Source organism: Gracilibacillus sp. HCP3S3_G5_2, assembly GCF_052063305.1.
GTDB lineage: Bacteria > Bacillota > Bacilli > Bacillales > Amphibacillaceae > Gracilibacillus.
Genome location: NZ_JBQHXU010000009.1, coordinates 165,348 through 182,161 on the forward strand (window position 1 = coordinate 165,348; position 16,814 = coordinate 182,161).

15 protein-coding genes and 1 pseudogene are annotated in these 16,814 nt (G+C 36.6%); 3 read left to right on the plus strand and 13 right to left on the minus strand.

The genetic code is table 11. From position 1 onward, the window contains the following. Positions 1–7: 7 nt before the first annotated feature. Entirely contained in the window at positions 8–358 is a 351-nt protein-coding gene (locus ACTNEP_RS14585) for an ABC transporter substrate-binding protein (protein WP_441162814.1), read from the minus strand. A gap of 427 nt (positions 359–785) precedes the next feature. Beyond that, a complete protein-coding gene (locus ACTNEP_RS14590) occupies positions 786–1,883 on the minus strand; it encodes an N-acetylmuramoyl-L-alanine amidase (RefSeq protein WP_441162757.1) in 1,098 nt (365 codons plus the stop codon). Positions 1,884–2,427: 544 nt separating this feature from the next. Between ACTNEP_RS14590 and ACTNEP_RS14595 the strand changes: the two are divergent. Continuing rightward, positions 2,428–2,502: pseudogene (locus ACTNEP_RS14595) on the plus strand (DNA-binding response regulator); the annotation flags it as partial. Positions 2,503–2,747: 245 nt separating this feature from the next. Here ACTNEP_RS14595 and ACTNEP_RS14600 read toward each other — a convergent pair. The 4 genes from ACTNEP_RS14600 to ACTNEP_RS14615 form a co-directional block, all read right to left on the minus strand. Beyond that, positions 2,748–3,368 carry a hypothetical protein gene (locus tag ACTNEP_RS14600; protein WP_441162758.1) on the minus strand — a complete coding sequence of 207 codons (621 nt, stop codon included), beginning with the start codon at positions 3,366–3,368 and terminating at the stop codon, positions 2,748–2,750. A gap of 21 nt (positions 3,369–3,389) precedes the next feature. Further along, positions 3,390–4,217: a DUF7587 domain-containing protein gene (locus ACTNEP_RS14605; RefSeq protein WP_441162759.1), complete on the minus strand. Its 828-nt coding sequence runs from the start codon at positions 4,215–4,217 to the stop codon at positions 3,390–3,392. A 691-nt stretch (positions 4,218–4,908) separates the two neighbouring features. Beyond that, positions 4,909–5,301 (minus strand): penicillinase repressor BlaI, encoded by a 393-nt coding sequence (gene blaI / locus ACTNEP_RS14610; RefSeq protein WP_441162760.1) that lies wholly within the window; start codon positions 5,299–5,301, stop codon positions 4,909–4,911. 3 nt (positions 5,302–5,304) lie between these two features. Next, complete coding sequence (locus ACTNEP_RS14615; protein ID WP_441162761.1) at positions 5,305–7,092, minus strand: BlaR1 family beta-lactam sensor/signal transducer; 1,788 nt, start codon at positions 7,090–7,092, stop codon at positions 5,305–5,307. Between the two features lie 259 nt (positions 7,093–7,351). Between ACTNEP_RS14615 and bla the strand changes: the two genes are divergently transcribed. After that, positions 7,352–8,278 carry a class A beta-lactamase gene (gene bla, locus ACTNEP_RS14620; RefSeq protein WP_441162762.1) on the plus strand — a complete coding sequence of 309 codons (927 nt, stop codon included), beginning with the start codon at positions 7,352–7,354 and terminating at the stop codon, positions 8,276–8,278. A gap of 105 nt (positions 8,279–8,383) precedes the next feature. Here bla and ACTNEP_RS14625 read toward each other — a convergent pair whose 3' ends face one another. After that, complete coding sequence (locus ACTNEP_RS14625) at positions 8,384–9,187, minus strand: peptidoglycan-binding protein (protein WP_441162763.1); 804 nt, start codon at positions 9,185–9,187, stop codon at positions 8,384–8,386. Between the two features lie 374 nt (positions 9,188–9,561). On the opposite strand from ACTNEP_RS14625, the gene ACTNEP_RS14630 reads away from it, so the two are divergent. Then, positions 9,562–10,293, plus strand: coding sequence for a GTP pyrophosphokinase (locus ACTNEP_RS14630; protein WP_441162764.1), 732 nt, complete (start codon positions 9,562–9,564; stop codon positions 10,291–10,293). A gap of 327 nt (positions 10,294–10,620) precedes the next feature. On the opposite strand, the gene ACTNEP_RS14635 is transcribed toward ACTNEP_RS14630, so the two are convergent. From ACTNEP_RS14635 to ACTNEP_RS14660, 6 genes are all read right to left on the minus strand, one after another. Then, complete coding sequence (locus tag ACTNEP_RS14635) at positions 10,621–11,874, minus strand: erythromycin esterase family protein (protein ID WP_441162765.1); 1,254 nt, start codon at positions 11,872–11,874, stop codon at positions 10,621–10,623. Positions 11,875–11,914: 40 nt separating this feature from the next. Beyond that, positions 11,915–12,646: an ABC transporter permease gene (locus tag ACTNEP_RS14640; protein ID WP_441162766.1), complete on the minus strand. Its 732-nt coding sequence runs from the start codon at positions 12,644–12,646 to the stop codon at positions 11,915–11,917. Continuing rightward, positions 12,647–13,357 (minus strand): ABC transporter permease, encoded by a 711-nt coding sequence (locus ACTNEP_RS14645; protein ID WP_441162767.1) that lies wholly within the window; start codon positions 13,355–13,357, stop codon positions 12,647–12,649. Then, positions 13,354–14,265 carry an ABC transporter ATP-binding protein gene (locus ACTNEP_RS14650; protein ID WP_441162768.1) on the minus strand — a complete coding sequence of 304 codons (912 nt, stop codon included), beginning with the start codon at positions 14,263–14,265 and terminating at the stop codon, positions 13,354–13,356. Before ACTNEP_RS14650 ends, ACTNEP_RS14645 begins: the two co-directional genes overlap by 4 nt. Positions 14,266–14,492: 227 nt before the next feature. After that, positions 14,493–15,881 (minus strand): sensor histidine kinase, encoded by a 1,389-nt coding sequence (locus ACTNEP_RS14655; RefSeq protein ID WP_441162769.1) that lies wholly within the window; start codon positions 15,879–15,881, stop codon positions 14,493–14,495. After that, positions 15,878–16,546: a response regulator transcription factor gene (locus tag ACTNEP_RS14660; RefSeq protein ID WP_441162770.1), complete on the minus strand. Its 669-nt coding sequence runs from the start codon at positions 16,544–16,546 to the stop codon at positions 15,878–15,880. Before ACTNEP_RS14660 ends, ACTNEP_RS14655 begins: the two co-directional genes overlap by 4 nt. Positions 16,547–16,814: the final 268 nt, after the last annotated feature.

Consider the following 16,814-nt stretch of genomic DNA (forward strand, 5'->3'; position numbering starts at 1 on the left):
CATCTCCTCACCTTTCACTAAATTGAACCAATAAATCTAATTGATAGTCCAAGGCAATGACATCTTGAAAATAGAAAACCAGATGTTTTTCCGAATCCGTGACTTCAATGATCACTATCTTCGTGTCTTGATCTAATATCTCTGAGAGCTGTTCTTCCTGATATGTTACTTTCTCTTGAAATTGCTCTAATCGTTGCTTAGCTTCTTGTTCCTTATTTAATATGTTGCCGATTTCAAGTAGACGTTCTTCATAATCAAGGGCACCATATGGAAACAAAACCGTTGGAGCCATTTTGGATAATCGTTCGTATGAATCTTCTGCATATGTAATAATTAGATCTGGGTTTAAACTTGTAATTTTTGCTAAAGAATTGCCTTATCCTCTCCAACACTCTCTACTTCTTTTCAGATACTCCACGTCGCCAATCCATCACCAGCATAATCTCTTACTACAACTACAACTCTTGATGGTTCAAGTGGTAATTCAAGCGTTCCATTTCACTCTCGTAATATCTAACACTCTCATCCTTCATGGTTAGTAGAGTCTGCTTCGTTCGTGTTACATGCGCTTAGAAGAACGATCAACATCGACAGGAAAAAAATTAAAAGACCATCATTATTCCGTTTATTCACTACTTCTCCTCCAAATTCGGCCTAATCAATATTGATAATCATTATCAATTAAAGAGTATATACTAATCCCTTGTTAAATACAACCCTGGTTTAAAATTAATTATCTATAAAATTATGAAAACGAGCTGATTATTTATCCAGCTCGCTTTACCTTACTTATTCAAAATATAATTAATTAATCCATTTGTAATTCCTTGTGCTACTTCGTTTTGATAGCTTTCTGTTTGTATGACTGACAGATCATGAGGATTGGATAGGAAGCCTAACTCAAGTAAAACGGATGGAGCTGATGTATTTACCAGTACTTTATAATTTGCTTGTCTGACTCCCCGATCATGAAGGTTAACTTGAGATATAATGGATGATTGTATAGATTCACCCAAGACTTTGTCCCCTGATTCAGCATAATAAGTAGTAACTCCAGATGCTGACAAATTTAAGGATGCATCATAATGAAGACTAATGAAAGCATCTGTATAATAACTATTACTAATTCTGGCGCGTTCATCTAAAAAGACAAAATAATCTCCAGATCTAGTAACAATAACATTAGCGCCGGCATCACGTAAATGATCAATAACCTTTGTTGATGTAGGTTGTATAACATCTTTTTCTTGTATTCCATTTAATCCTATTGCTCCAGGGTCTCTACCACCATGTCCCGGGTCAACAACAATATTGTATCCTTCTAAGTTCATTGAATTAGAGGAAACCCTATTATTATTTTGAGAAGGTTGCGTTGCTTGTTCTGTTAACCAAGAAGCTATCCAGCCTTTCTCTGAGCTATTTATCATGATTTGATACCAATTACCTGACCTATCTATTACATCAAAACTATCTCCAGATAATGCCGAACTAACCACGTCGTAATTGGTACCTGGACCAGAACGAACAAAAATGCCTTCAGAATTTATGGTAACCATATTAGGAGTACTGCTTGTTTCGGTAGTTGATTCTTCAGTGCTTAGAGAATCTTTTTGAACTAGATGATGTTTCGCTACCCAAACTTCTTCTCCATCATAGTAGGTTTGGATCCAACCATATTCTTCCTGAAAAGCCATTAACTCATTCCCTTGCACGAATTGAGCTACAATTTCACCGTCAGAAGAAGGCTCACTTCGAACATTCAGAACCGAAGTACTAACTTCATAGGTTTCTAGATCACTAGCTTGTACCGGTTGTAATAAAGGGAATAAGAGAAAAGATAGCCAGGAAAGAAATGCAAGTCGCGAAATTACTTTATGATTCATTGAAACCCTCCTTTTTCCCTATAGGAAAGTTGTTATAAAGTTCCTCTTCCTCATAAGGTAAGATTACCCAAAATCATAGATCTCTAATCTTTTTAGCAGAAAATCATGCACATTTACCTATAAACCACAAAAAACAGGTCTATATTACTAAAAAGAAACCAACTAATGAAAAAAAGAGTTGCACTCTAGGTGTTCTTTTACTCAGCAGAGAAACATTTAGTAATCTAGAAATAGAAATGCTCGAGGTGCTTGCAGGTCTCCTTTCTATGGCTATCGAGAAAACATACCTACAAGAAGAGTGGGAAGCTTTAACATGCAAAAACAAATGAGGGAAGCGTTCATATAACGAAAACTTCTTCTTTTATAGAAATGAAAATCGCAGATAACGGCTGTGGAGGAGCTTCTGAAAATCAACACTCTATTGGTATGAAAAGTATGAAAGAACGTGCAGAAGATATCAATGCCAAACTCACTATAGAAAGTATAAGTGGGAATGGAACAGTATCACGGTAACAGTCCCAATACAAAACGGGGAGGATATAGAATGACGATAAAAGTACTACTTGTTGATGATCATCTTGTCGTACTAAAAGGATTACGCTTTTTCTTACAAACGCAACCACACATCGTCGGTTCAGAAATGGGGATTATAGAAAGCCTTCCAAATGAAACAGGGATACATTTATTTCAATCGGCACAAAATGCTTTTACGCTGGGAATGCAGGTGGTCTATGCAATTACGATAGTTCTGGTGATCGTGACAGCTTTCTTCATCATACATCCATTAAGAAATAGTGCTTGATACTATACCTTAAAAGATTTCTTTTATCTGTGTGGAGGCATCTATTAGCCTCCACACTAACATTAACCCGCAAGCAGTTCAAAAACCCTTTCATATGCATCATAAATTTTATCTGCTTCTATCTGATTGTGAAACTCATCCTCATATTTGATGACAAGTAAATCCATTTCGTAAAGAGCAATAAGAATCCGGACAAGCGGTTTTGGCATTGTATCCCAAGTAGTTATTTCGTCATGGACCTTGGTCAATTCTCGCAAAATCCCTTCGAATTGCCGCTCATCCATTCCCTTTCCTTGTTCAAGTTTTTCAAAGAAATTACCATCTGTATGGACCTGTTCAACAAGACTTGAAATAATCATTTCCTGTCTTGGGTTGGGTATATGGTCACCAGCAAGTCCCTTCTGTCTCCAAGTACGGATATATATTTCCGCCTCCCGTATTCTCTTTGATTCTTCACCTGTGTAATTTATAGAAGCGTTATACAGTTCAGCACAGATTTCGATGACTGGCTGTACTGCTTTCTTTGGAATAGAATCTTTCTGTTTCCATTGCTCCATTAATTCTGAAAACGTCCGTTTCAGATTTTTATATTCTTGCTCATCCAACCCGTTACCCATTCGCAATTCAACTAGTAAATGTAAGTTTAATTCGATAAATTGATCCAACAATGTTGATTGGTCCATGTTAAATACACTCCTTCTATGTTAATTTATAAACTCGGAAGGACGACCAAGCAGCGTAATTGCATTTGCTGGAATGGACTTTTCGACAAGCACCTCCTGAGATTTATTGGCGTACCTCCGTACCTTCTCCCATGGTTCTCCCTTAGAGTTGACTAAATACTTATCCTGTATTGCTGGGTCTGTTAAATCATAATACTTCTCTGTAACCTTTTTCAAATCAATCTGCACAATTCGGAGATCTTGGGATCTTCCGCCATCCATTATATCTTTTGTGGCGTTTACTAGGGCTACATCAAAACTTTTGGTTGTCGAAATATACTTTGATCCTTTAAATGTCCGTTTTCCACCATTATTGACATGGCCAGCAATGGATATGTGCTCTCTCTCTGGTGCTTTAGCAAATATACCTTTGTCAGGATCTTCATCCTCCCGCAATACACGATAGACTGTATATTCATCAGATTGCAGTTCAAGATCATCCAGAATGTCTTCCGCTTGATTCACTTTGTTGACAAGTTGCTTCACTTCATCGGAAGAATCATTTCCACTTGAAAATGAAGAGATTGCTTCATCTACGGTTTCTATCAGATCCCCTATGTAACTGATAATATCAGTAACCGTCTCTTCTATCCCCTTAACAGCGCCTGCAACATTTTCTCCAATAGAACTGATCCAGCTGTAATCGATTTCAAAAACACCTTCATCAGCTACAACTGTACTTACTGTGGCAACTGATGTAGTTTCTGCAAAAAATGTGTCCTCTGTAGCTGACTGTACTGGCTGCAAAAATGAAAAAAACAGGATGACCATTAGAAAACATAGTAGATATGAATATTTTGCCCTCTTCAACCGTCTTTCCTCCTTTATTTCCAAGTTTATACGTAAGTCTATTAATACTCTTATGATAGATAAGCTTCCGAGGAAAGTCCACGTTATTTAGCGACTTTTTATAAAACAGGAAATAATACCCAACCACGAAGGTGATGACGATTAAGGCTCATTTTCATCTCTAATAAAAGATCAACTCACGTTAACGATTAAGGCATCACCTAGCCTTTGCTTTAACATGTTCCTGCCATGTCCTTCACCTCATAATGACAGCACACACTTACTAATTAGTTCTTTCCATACACATTCTCATTATGTAGATCAAACATCTTTCACGAAATACCATTCTATTAATAAACATGGACAACCTCGTCTCCCTTCTCTTTAAGCAAGGATATTATACTAGGTTCCATAATAAAATGCATCGTTCCAACAATCACCATATAAGTCTGTCCGTTATCTTCCTCAAGGATTTGTTGAATCTAATTAGCCATCTCTATCCATTAAACTCTTCGTCCTCCATCTCCAGCATCCATTCCATATCACTATCCAACCAGTAAGAAATAAGATTATCATACTCATCAACTAATCCTTCCGAGTTATTAACAAACGTCGCTAAAGTTTGTTCTTGTAGTTCAGGAGAAAAATTGGCAAGCATATATACGTTAAAAACAAGAAAACAAAGACTGAACCTGAGGGTCCAGCCTGTTCTTTAGTTATTTTTCTTCTTTTGTGAATTTTTATTTAAAATTTCACGTAGTTCTTTTATGTCCTCTTCTGATAAAGAATCCTCTTGGATAAACTGCACCAGCATTGATTTTAATGTTCCCCCATAGATTCGTTTAACAAACGATTGCATCTCTTCACGTTGACACTCTTCACGTGAATAAAGCGGGAAAAAAGTATACACTCTCCGATCTTTATTGACACCGACCACTTTCTTTTGAACAAGGCGATCCAAAAGTGTTCGTACTGTTTTCGGCTTCCAATCCGTTTGCTCCTGCATGGAGGATATTACTTGACTAGCTGTTTGTGGAGACCTATCCCAAAGTACTTGCATTACTTCCCATTCCGCATCTGAAATATTAGGGATTCTACTCGTCATCCTTTATCCTCCTATTCCCTTAATAATTCCTTTATCCGTTAATATAGATAATGTAATTTTTGCTGCTGTACTACCATAACTATTATCTTCGTTTTGTATGTTTGTTGCAAAGAAAAATGTATGGTCATTCACTTCTACATAGCCTATAAACCAACCATTTATATTTTTACCATTTACCATACCTGTCCCAGTCTTTCCATATAACTTAGCGTCACCATATTGATCGAGAAAAATTGAATCCTTAATCATTTGGATATTCTGTTCCTCGAATCCCATCTGGTTATGATAAAAAGCCAATAATAATTGTACCTGTTCAACTGGTGATATCTTTAAAGAGGATTCCAACCAATAATCACCTTTATTGGAAAGATCTTCATTTCCATAATTTAATCTTTCTAAATATGACATGATAGCATCACTCGACATGTTTTGGTCTAATTCTTCAAAATACCAGGTTACAGAATCTTTCATAGCTGTCGATAAGTTATGGTCTTTATTCCACGATGAATAAGGGTGTTGCTCTCCATTCCATTTCAGGGTGGAATTGTCCGTTCCTATTACGCCTGACTCTAACGCCATTAATGCTAAATAAATTTTATAAGTGGAATTGGGAGAAACTCTCTGCGTGCTGTTAGGTTGATTATAAATAGTATATTGTTCTGTTTGCATATCATATAATACGAAACTTCCTTCATATCCCGAAAAATAGCCACTTAAATCCTCGTAACGTGTATGTTCATGGTGAAAGCTATAGCTGCTAGTATCTGAATCCGCTAAAGATATAAAGGAAGTCTGACAGACCACAACTATACATATGAAAGAAAAAATAGCAATACTTTTTAGTTTCAACCACTTCGATTCATCCGTAAAAGATGCGATTTTTTCAATTCTCTTTTTGATTTGTTTTTTTGATTCGTTAAAATGATTCGTAAAAGCAATGCGTGTTGAACGCGAGAAAAGCTCGGCAACATCTATAATCGTATTACCATACTCTGTGTAGCTATCTTTATCCAAGCGTTTTAAAACCCCTATATCACATGCAATTTCACGATCAACTTTCATTTCTTTAAACGCCATCCATACAAGTGGGTTAAACCAGTATATAGTCTGAAAAATAACGATAAGGTAATTCGTTACAATGTCATTGTGCTTAAGATGATACAGTTCATGCATAAAAATATAGGTTAGATGCTCTTCGGTTAACCGTTCATCAATCCGTAGCGGGATCACAATATACGTCTTAAACAGTCCGAAAGTCATTGGTGATTGGACAAGCGGTGATTGCCTAACAAATATACTCTGCGTTATTTTCATATTACGCTTACAATCCTCTAACAAGCGCATTACCTTTGGATTAGGCGGGATAGAAGTTGTGTCTTTAATTTTCTTTAATTGAAGCCAGGCACGGAAAGCAAAGGTAACCATCATGACCACACCTGCAATCCAAATGACACCCAAAGTAATGGTTAGATAATCCTGATCGAATCGATGAACAGATACCGTGAAATCTTGCATCCAGTTTTGATTACTCTGACTTGTATTTTCAATATTATTGGTGGAAGCATAACTCATTTCGTTTTTCGGTTTAAAATCTAATAAGCTCCAATAATTTCCCAGATTAATCCATTGCATCGGAAGAAGCGGAAGTGTTAGTGCAAACAGCATCACAAACCATATATTGTATTGCCATTTAGCTGAGATATGTTCTCGAAATACATGCTTTAGTATGAAAATAACCACTATCGTTACAGATGACACGATCACACCTATCAACAAATGTGTTAAGAACACGCTACTCTCCCTCCTTTCTATGGTTATTCATTCTACCAAATTGGCTAAACTAACTAGTTTCATTTTTCAATTAATATTTTAGTCTATCACTTTTTAATAAAACATGATAGAAAATAGAATTCCGTTTCAAAAAAGGTTGACTTCTTTCGACTACAAATGTAATATAAGACTACAAACGTAGTCAAGGGGTGATAGAGAAGAATAAATGCACGTTAACTACAAACAAACTAAAAACTAACAATAGAAAGAGGTTATTCAATTGAAAAAAGTCGCTAAAACTATATGGAACATACAATTACTTGCAGTCGTTATCGCGGTATTTTCAATAATTACGCTTACTGCTTGCATGGATACAGACCGTTCAACTGATACTCCATTGGATGAAGAAAAAGAAACGGAAGAAACAAGTACGGAGGAACAGTTTTCCCAACTAGAAAAGGAATTTGACGCTCACCTTGGCGTCTACGCAATCGATACCAATACAGAGGAGACCATCGAGTATAAATCAGATGATCGTTTTGCTTTTACCTCTACTTATAAGGCTTTAGCCGCAGCAGTCATTCTTCAGCAAAATTCGCTAGATGCACTTGATGAGGTAATCACATACAGTGAAGATGATTTGGTTACTTACTCGCCTGTTACGGAGGACCATGTAGAATCAGGAATGACGTTAGAAGAGCTCATTGAAGCAGCTGTTAGGTTCAGTGATAATACCGCTGGAAATCTCCTATACGAAAAAATTGGTGGTCCTGAAGAATTTGAGATGGCATTAAGAGAAATCGGTGATAATGTTACCAATGCCAACAGATACGAGACTGACCTAAATAATTTCACTCCAGATGATAACCGTGACACCAGCACACCGAAAGCCCTTGCTACGACTCTTAAGGCGTTTCTTGTTGAAGATTTACTTTCAGATGAAGAGCTTGCACTTTTCACAGATTGGTTAAAAGGTAATGCAACAGGTGATTCATTGATTCGTGCTGGAGCACCTGTTGACTGGGAAGTTGGTGACAAGAGTGGGGCTGGAAGCTATGGAACTAGAAATGATATTGCAGTAGTTTGGCCACCAGACCGAGAACCAATTATCATGGCGATTATGTCTCGACATGATCAAGAAGATGCAGAATATGACGATGCATTAATTGCAAAAGCAGCAGAGGTAACCTTTAATGCTTTAAAATAACAGATTCATATAGTATATAATGAGCTGCCCGACAATTAAGTGGGCAGCTCAAATAAATTGCAACTTCCTTTAGTCGAAGTCTCAGAAGACTAGTACTGTATTATATCATTCAATTATTTCTACACGTACGTCTTTACGTCCCCACTCGAGAGCATCATCACGATTCGGAATGAACACATCGATTGCATTACCATTGATACCACCACCAATATCCGCTGCAATCGCAACTCCATATCCTTCAACTTCTACAATAGATCCAAGCGGAATAACACTAGGGTCAACAGCGATTACTTTTGCATCAGGATATTTCTTTAGATCAAGTCCCATTCTTGTCGTACCTGAACATCCATCGCAATTCGCCGTATAAGCAGTACTTTCCACGGTCAATGTCTTTCCAGCAGCTGAACCGCGATCTGCTATATTATCTAACGCTGACCTAGTATTAGGCCCGGCAATTCCGTCGACAGCGAGACCTTGTTGTTTTTGAAAGCTCTTGACTGCGTTCACTGTTCCGGAACCATAAATCCCATCTATGCTAGAATCATAGTGACCTGCCTCCTTTAGTTGTGATTGAATATGTATTACTTGCTTTCCAATATCACCATTCCGCAACACTTGTATCGCGTTATTCGTTTCTGGACCTGCAATACCATCTACTTTCAAATTACGTTTGCGCTGAAAATCCTTTACTGCCTCTTCTGTAATATCCCCATAGTATCCTGTCGATGTATGGTATGGAAATACTCCTTTCGTCATCAAATAATCCTGTAATTCGCTAACATCCTCGCCTGATATTCCTTTAGCCAATATCCGATCTCCTATTGCGGCTTCGGTAATAGTAGGGGCGACAGTTAACATTAATACCCCGACAACCATAGCCAATAGCATGTTTTTCCATTTTTTTAACATATAAAATCCTCCCCATATTTTTTCTTTACATAAGAGAATTCGAGAAGAATTGTTTTTTCTTGTATGTAAAAAATAGAATTACATCATTCGCCCTGCTTTCATCCATTATATGGAAATGTTCCACTCTATATGGTATAGCGAAAATTGGATGTTAACTTCCAATTAATACTGCTAATCGTTCATTCGAAAGGTTCTGATCGGTAATAGATACTGATGGATAGCTTTCAAGTTAGCTATACACCATTGTTTTTCCACACTTTTTCCTCATTCTTTTCTTTGACTTAAGCCTGTTACTTTATAATAATGGAAATAGATTTAGTGATACTAGTAGATACTTTAGATAAGTTGTTGAATCAGAAGGGAGATTTCACAACATGGACAACACTTCAATAGAAATGGAAAAAGTAAAGCATTGGAAAACTGAATTGGTACGATTTATGATGGCCTATAAATTTGCTGTAGAAGAATTAAGCACAAAAATTAGTATATTACAAGAGGAATTTCAACATATTCATGACTATAATCCAATTGAACATGTGAAATCACGTGTTAAGTCACCTGAAAGCATCTTCAAAAAAGTTCAAAAGAAAAAACTACCTTTAAACCTACCAGTGATCAAAGAAAATATTCGTGACATTGCTGGTGTTCGAATAAACTGTTCCTTTGTAGCAGATATATACAAAGTAGCAAATATGCTGACGCAGCAGAAGGATATTACATTGATTGAAACAAAGGATTATATTAAAAACCCCAAACCTAATGGATATAAAAGTCTTCACCTAATCGTCCAAATCCCCATTTTTATGTCAGATAGGGTTGAAAATGTATATGCCGAGATTCAAATCAGAACAATCGCCATGGACTTCTGGGCTAGCTTGGAACATAAAATCTACTATAAATACAATAAAGCTATTCCGAAAGAATTACGGGACGATTTAAGAGATGCTGCTATCTCCGCTAGCGAGCTGGATGAACGAATGGAGCGAATTCACAAGGAAGTAAGTGAACTGAAAGAGGCAGACCATCTTCAAGGAAGTGGAGAAAAGCCAGTCATTCTCCCTCCTGAGTTTTTATCCTTGTTATCTGAAAACGAGGGAAAATCATAGTGTTATTTATAGAGACAAAAATAATAGATCTAATTTAAGGTTATAATTGTAAATTATGTTAGATTATGTCACAAAAGACTTATGATCGATCATTTGTACTGTTACAATGTCTATAAATACATAAGGAGGGAGTGGACAAAATGAATGAATTATTAGGTTTACTAGACGGTGTTTTAGGTACAGTAGCAGGTTTGCTAGATTCTATCTTAAGTATTCTGCCTTTATAGTTCACTCAAAAGGTCTCATTCTCTAAAACCATGCATACTCCAACGTATGCATGGTTTCATTTTGCTAAATGGTCTGCTTAGCCGATCCAATTATAGAAAGCTAGTTTATTACTTCCGTTGGTGTTGCCTCTTTTACAATAATAATGCCATCATATGCGTTAATTGGTGTCATTTTTATGGTATAGAACATACTTACGTATTTATACCAAGAGCTAAACTGATCCCCAATATTGGCCATTTTCTGCTCATTCGACAAAATTGCCTGTAACTCATCTGACTGACGTGCTTGTTCAAAGTCGATAAAAAACGTGTTTTCTTCTACTTCACTAAATGCATCCACTAATTCATTATGATTCGTCACCTTAAAGACTTCTCGCTCTCTTCCGTTACCTGTTTGAGAATTAAATTCACTACTAATAAAATCTGTTCCTATCGCATAGTATTGTGTGCCATATTGTTCATCAAGGTAGCTTCCCATTGACTTGTAGCCTGCCGGTGAAGCAGAAGTTTTCTCAATATGACCATTATGTCCCGACACAAGCACTTTATCATTTCCACGAGCTAGCTCGAAATCGACAATCCATTCTAAGTTTTCTGCTAAATACTGATCACGAAGCTCCGCATATTGATCCTCATTTTGAAATAATGTAGTTCGTTGATGCAGCACTTGTGCATATTGAAAAGCAAACGCATACTCCTCCTCGGAAGTTAAACGGACATATTCTTCTTTATTTCTCTGCATATCTGCCATGATTTCCTCTATTATTTCATTTAAATCAGCTAGTTCATCCTCTGTTAATTGACGCATATTTTCATTAGAGACATTTTCGAGTAAGGCTTGATATTCAACGGCTATATCTTTATCTATCACTTCATAATAGTCTAGTAACCCTTTCTTACTGTAATCATACCTTTGCATATCATTTCCGTAGAAATAAATTTTTTGATTATCGTTGACAGATTCGTTATAATCATGCATCCATTGGACGAATTCAATCATCTGTTCGGTATTATAAATTCCATAGTCTAGTGCGTTCACTACTTCTTTGGCAGTGCCATTGCCGTTTAAGATAAATTGATTGATTGCTTGTCCACCACCAAAGTCAGCTTCCAGTACGAAAACTCGGACATCCTCATTGTTCATTAAAGCTTCGAATACATCTCGCTTCAATTCTTGAAACTCGACATTCCCATGTGTCGCCTCACCTAATCCTATTATCTTAACATCACCTGATAAATGTAGTTGACTTACGGGCTCTATGTATTGATCGGCATCCTCTAATGGCTCACCCATCCCGCATCCTACTAATAAAATAAGGTGAAGAATAACAAATAAGTAAATGTTCTTTAGCATATAATCATCCCCCATAGAATAAGTTCATGACGACGCCACCTTACACCGGCTTTCTCTGAAAATAAATATAGCCACAAAGGAAAAAGACGAGAAAGCTTCCCCCTACAACTATTAATAGCTGATCCCATGGAATAAAAAAGACATCGTCAGTATTTCCACCAACATACATCATCGAAAATGGTTGTGCCCATGGATAATAGGGACCAAATCGCTCTGAATTCACCACTAATAGAGTTGGTAACGTAAAAATAACATTTATCGCAAAGGGTGCAGCAAAGCTTTTGAATAGCATGGATAGCCAAAGCTGTAAAGCTACTAATGGCATTGTCGCTACCCATCCGCCTATAATACTTTTCCAAACAATCGTTAATGGAAATGGATCTGTATATCCTTTCATCAGTCCGACAACATAAATTGCCCCCAAGTAAAGAATTTGAATAAATAAAACTAAAAGAACAAGCAGTACATATTTACTCAGAAAAACTTTTCCTCTTGTCACAGGTAAGGCTAATAATTGTTTCCAACCACCTTCTTGATGCTCATATCGACAGATCACACTTGCTAAAACACCTGTGATTAATGGTAAAAACAATATTGCATAGGTCAAATTCATCGAAAATAAGGGACTGTACCACTGATTTATTTTGTCTCCAACATCTAGCAAACTTCCTGTTAAGCCAATAAATAAGCCGATCAATGGTCCAACAAATAAGATAAAGATAATTTTTGATTTGCGCAATTTAAACCATTCAGATTGTAAAATAGCCAACATTTATTGCACGTCCCTTCTTGTAAAATCAAACATGCCCACCATATATAATAAACAGCCCACACCTAAGCCTAACCCTACATTGATAACTGGTTCATCCCATTGATTCATTAAAGATGGCCATTTCCAAATCATCCAATCTGGTAAAACAAAAGCAGAATAAGTAAAGATTACTCCTAACACCCCTGCTGTAATGGGAATTCCCTGGTTTTTACTAACTGTAGCAATCCATACTTGCAAGGCCAAAACAGGTAATGCAGCCAAAAAAGGAAAAAAGCTATATTGCAAAAGTGCTAGAAATGGAAGCTTTTGATCAAAATCTAGTAACAAGCCAAAGGCTAGTGTTAATACCATCAGTAAACAGGATGATAGAAAAAGCATGATGGATAGTACGGTAAATTTGGACAAATACACGGACATTTTGGATATTGGTAAAGCAATCAACTGCTTCCATGCATTAGTTTCATTTTCAATACTTGCCATAAAAGACGTGAGTATGGTAATTCCTAACACAATAGCTAGTGGTGTAAAATTACTGATATTCAGTAAATAATATCCCCAATAATCATTACTTTGTTGTAGTAAATAATCCTTTCGAACCCCATAGTTAACCATTTGTAAAGCAACAACACCGAACGGTCCCAATATGACCAAAAGCCATATACCTTTTCGTTTTATTTTCAACAGTTCTGCCTGTAACAATTGCATCATCATCCAACCAACTCCTCCTTCGTCATTTGCAGGAAGATGTCTTCCAATGATTTTTTGTTATCTTCGACACGATATATAGAAATATTCTGTTGAACGAGCAAGCGAACAGTATCTGCTACCTGTTGATCAGAACTATCTGATAGGAGAATCGCTCCTTCCGCCAACTCTGCCTTTATTCCATTAGCCAGTAATATACGCCATGCTTGCTCTTCTTGACCAACCTTCAATATAACTTGTTGTTGGGCGAACATACGCATTTCTTCAATCGAGTCCTGAAAAATCATTTTGCCTTTAGTAATAATCCCTACCCTTGTCGCAATTTGATCCATTTCCGATAGTAGGTGACTAGAGATTAATATCGTCATACCATATTTTTCTGGTAAACTTTTAATTAATTCTCGAATTTCAATGATCCCTGAAGGGTCTAATCCATTAGTTGGTTCGTCTAAAATTAACAGTTCTGGGTTGTTTAACAAGGCAGCAGCAATACCTAATCGTTGCTTCATTCCTAGTGAGAAGCCTTTCACCTTTTTATTTGCTGCATCTTGCAAACGGACAATACTTAGAGTCTCTTCTATTCTGGATTTCGGAACCCCTACTATTTTTCTAATCGCCTCCAAGTTTTCTCTTGCGGTTAGATGTGGATAATAAGAAGGATTCTCTACTAGTGATCCCACCTTTTTCAAGATATTAAGTCGCTCACTTTTTAAATCTTTCCCGAATATTTCAACCTTACCTGACGTTGGTTTCATCAGTCCTAAGAGCATACGGATTGTTGTTGATTTACCTGCCCCATTCGGTCCAAGAAAACCATATACTTCTCCTTTAGGGATTTGAAGATCCACTCCATTTACCGCTAGTTCTTTACCAAATTTCTTTGTTAGATTGTTAGTTTGCACAATATATTCCATTCTGATCACCTCATCAACCATCTTAAACAACCAAGGTTAAAGACTGGTATAGGCAAAGTTTAAATTTTGTTTAAACTTAATAGAGATTGTGACAAAAGAGTATGTGTCGCCGTTGGCCATAGGACGTGACCGTAGTTAGCCGATCCACAGGAATCATGAGTATGTTGCCTACGCTTCGTTCAGATTGTTCGGATTCTCGTTCTACCTATTTAGTTATGTCCCATTCTCTACCTCTTTTTTAATTTCGCTTTATCGTGTTTTATCCTTTTCCTAATTATGATGGTCGTTCCATCGCTCCCCGATTGAATCTCCCATTCAAGCTGTAAGCCTTTTACCATCATATCAACAATTGACAAACCAATACCCGCTCCTTTTTGGTAAGAACTTTCTTTCATTCCGTTTCCTCGATCCCGAATAATGATCGTGTCATAGTTATCTATCGATCTCGTTTTTAATTCCAGATACTTTCCTTCGCTTGCATGACGCATTACATTTTGTAGCAAATTATCCAATATACGCCTTAGCCAAATCGGATCGACATTCCATACTTTATCATTCAATGGCTTTAGTTCAACATGTATTTCAAAACCTGCTTTTTCAAATACTGGGTACCATGAAGCAATACTCTCTCTGACAAATCGGTCAATATTTACTTCCTTTAAGTCCAATTTGTATTTGCTCGCCATTAGCAATGTATAGGACATTAGATTTTCAATTAATTTGTCAATATCTTCAACAGTCGACTCCATTGCTTGAATTGCTTGTTTAGCTTCATTTGATACGTCCTGCTTCGCAAGCTTAAATGTTTGCGCATTTATTTTCGTAAGTGGAGTCCGTAGATCATGGGACAAATTAGCAATCAGCTCCCTCCTTAATTGCTCCTCCTCTTGTTCGCGCTTCTTACTTTCTCTTAATTCGTGCACCATTTGGTTAAATGTTTGTTCTAATTGACCGATTTCATCCTGTTTTTTTACATCGATTTGAATCGGCAGCTCATCTACGTCACGTATTTCCATTGCTTCCTGTAACTGTAATAAGCGTTTACGGATTCCGCGGAAGAATAGAAAAGACATGAAAATAAAAAACAACACAAGGAAGAGCGTTCCAAGAAGTAACCAGTTAGCGTATTTATTAAATACTATTTGGTAAGGTGTTTGAAAAACATTTCGATTAATTTCAAAGACAACAAAGCCATCGGTATCATCTTCCCCTACGAAAGCAATCACCGTAAATGGATTTTCCCCATATCTCTCCTTAATAAATTTCGCTGTAAAAGCAGACGTCCATTCAGTTGGTAAATCCTCTCTTTCTTCTGTCATTTCCCGTAATACACCATGCTGATCAACCCAGAACATCGAAGCATCAGGATACTTGTCCTGCCATTTGGTAAAATGTTCTGAAATATCTTCCTCTGTTTCCAGCATATTAGCTTCTTTGTGCCAATTTGTTTCTATTTCCTCATAATCCATTTCATCCGAACTATACGTACTATCGATATTATCTGCCACTCCTGTTAACAATATTGCCGTAAGCAGATAGGCGATTTGAATAAGTAATATTGCTACTATGATGATAAGCATATATTTAGCCAATAACGATCGAAAGAATCTTTTCATGCCCTCACCCGATATCCAATCCCTCTAATTGTTTCAATAATTGTCGGTTTAGCAGGGTTGACTTCAATTTTTTCACGTAAATAGCGAATATGTACCATTAATGTTTTATCCCCTTCCATATATGTCTCCCCCCAAACACCTTCATAAAGCTGTTCCTTTGTTAGAATTTGATTTATGTGTCGAAGAAAAAATTGAAACAAATGATATTGTTTTCCTGTTAATTGAATTTCCTTATTTGTATGATTATTAATAATCCTCATCTCTTTTGGATATATCTCTAAATGTTGGATTTGTAATACTTCGTCATTTTTTTGAAATCTTCTAAGCATTACCTCAATACGTGCCACTAATTCTTCTGGGTGGAATGGCTTTGTTACATAATCATCAGCAAAACTAAGTCCTTCTAGCTTATCCTCAACTGCTGTACGAGCAGACAGCATAATAACAGGTAAGTCTTCTCTTTCCCGTTTGATCCGTTTTCCAATAGAAAAGCCATCTAATCCCGGTAACATAATATCCAGAATCGCAATATCTACAGTCAACAAATATTTTTCTAATTCATTTCCAGAATTAAGCCATATTACATCATACCCTTTTTCCCGTAAAACCTCTGAAATCCAGCTACCTATTTCAGATTCGTCCTCTATGTATAATACACGGAACATTTTTCTCCCCCTCTATCGAAAAATGACTTTCTATATTTTAACATATTTTAGAAACTGATAGATTTGACTTCAGTTACTCTTAACATGTTTCATTACCTTCTTATCTTTAATTTATTAAATAAAATATATAGTTTTTTTGGTTAACGTTACTTGTCATTTCTGATATGATTAAACCGCACCAAGGAAAGCGCTTACAAAATAAGGAGGTGTTAGATGATAGGACGTAGTCATTTAAGGGACACACTGCACCATTGTATCGACTAAATGC

Excerpts from the sequence above, each read along its gene's own strand:
- ACTNEP_RS14590 (WP_441162757.1), bottom strand. The coding sequence starts at position 1,883 with ATGAATCATAAAGTAATTTCGCGACTTGCATTTCTTTCCTGGCTATCT.
- ACTNEP_RS14630 (WP_441162764.1), top strand. The coding sequence starts at position 9,562 with ATGGACAACACTTCAATAGAAATGGAAAAAGTAAAGCATTGGAAAACT.
- blaI (WP_441162760.1), bottom strand. The coding sequence starts at position 5,301 with ATGACGAGTAGAATCCCTAATATTTCAGATGCGGAATGGGAAGTAATG.
- ACTNEP_RS14660 (WP_441162770.1), bottom strand. The coding sequence starts at position 16,546 with ATGTTCCGTGTATTATACATAGAGGACGAATCTGAAATAGGTAGCTGG.
- ACTNEP_RS14600 (WP_441162758.1), bottom strand. The coding sequence starts at position 3,368 with ATGGACCAATCAACATTGTTGGATCAATTTATCGAATTAAACTTACAT.
- ACTNEP_RS14655 (WP_441162769.1), bottom strand. The coding sequence starts at position 15,881 with ATGAAAAGATTCTTTCGATCGTTATTGGCTAAATATATGCTTATCATC.
- ACTNEP_RS14635 (WP_441162765.1), bottom strand. The coding sequence starts at position 11,874 with ATGCTAAAGAACATTTACTTATTTGTTATTCTTCACCTTATTTTATTA.
- ACTNEP_RS14640 (WP_441162766.1), bottom strand. The coding sequence starts at position 12,646 with ATGTTGGCTATTTTACAATCTGAATGGTTTAAATTGCGCAAATCAAAA.
- ACTNEP_RS14625 (WP_441162763.1), bottom strand. The coding sequence starts at position 9,187 with ATGTTAAAAAAATGGAAAAACATGCTATTGGCTATGGTTGTCGGGGTA.
- ACTNEP_RS14645 (WP_441162767.1), bottom strand. The coding sequence starts at position 13,357 with ATGATGATGCAATTGTTACAGGCAGAACTGTTGAAAATAAAACGAAAA.
- ACTNEP_RS14650 (WP_441162768.1), bottom strand. The coding sequence starts at position 14,265 with ATGGAATATATTGTGCAAACTAACAATCTAACAAAGAAATTTGGTAAA.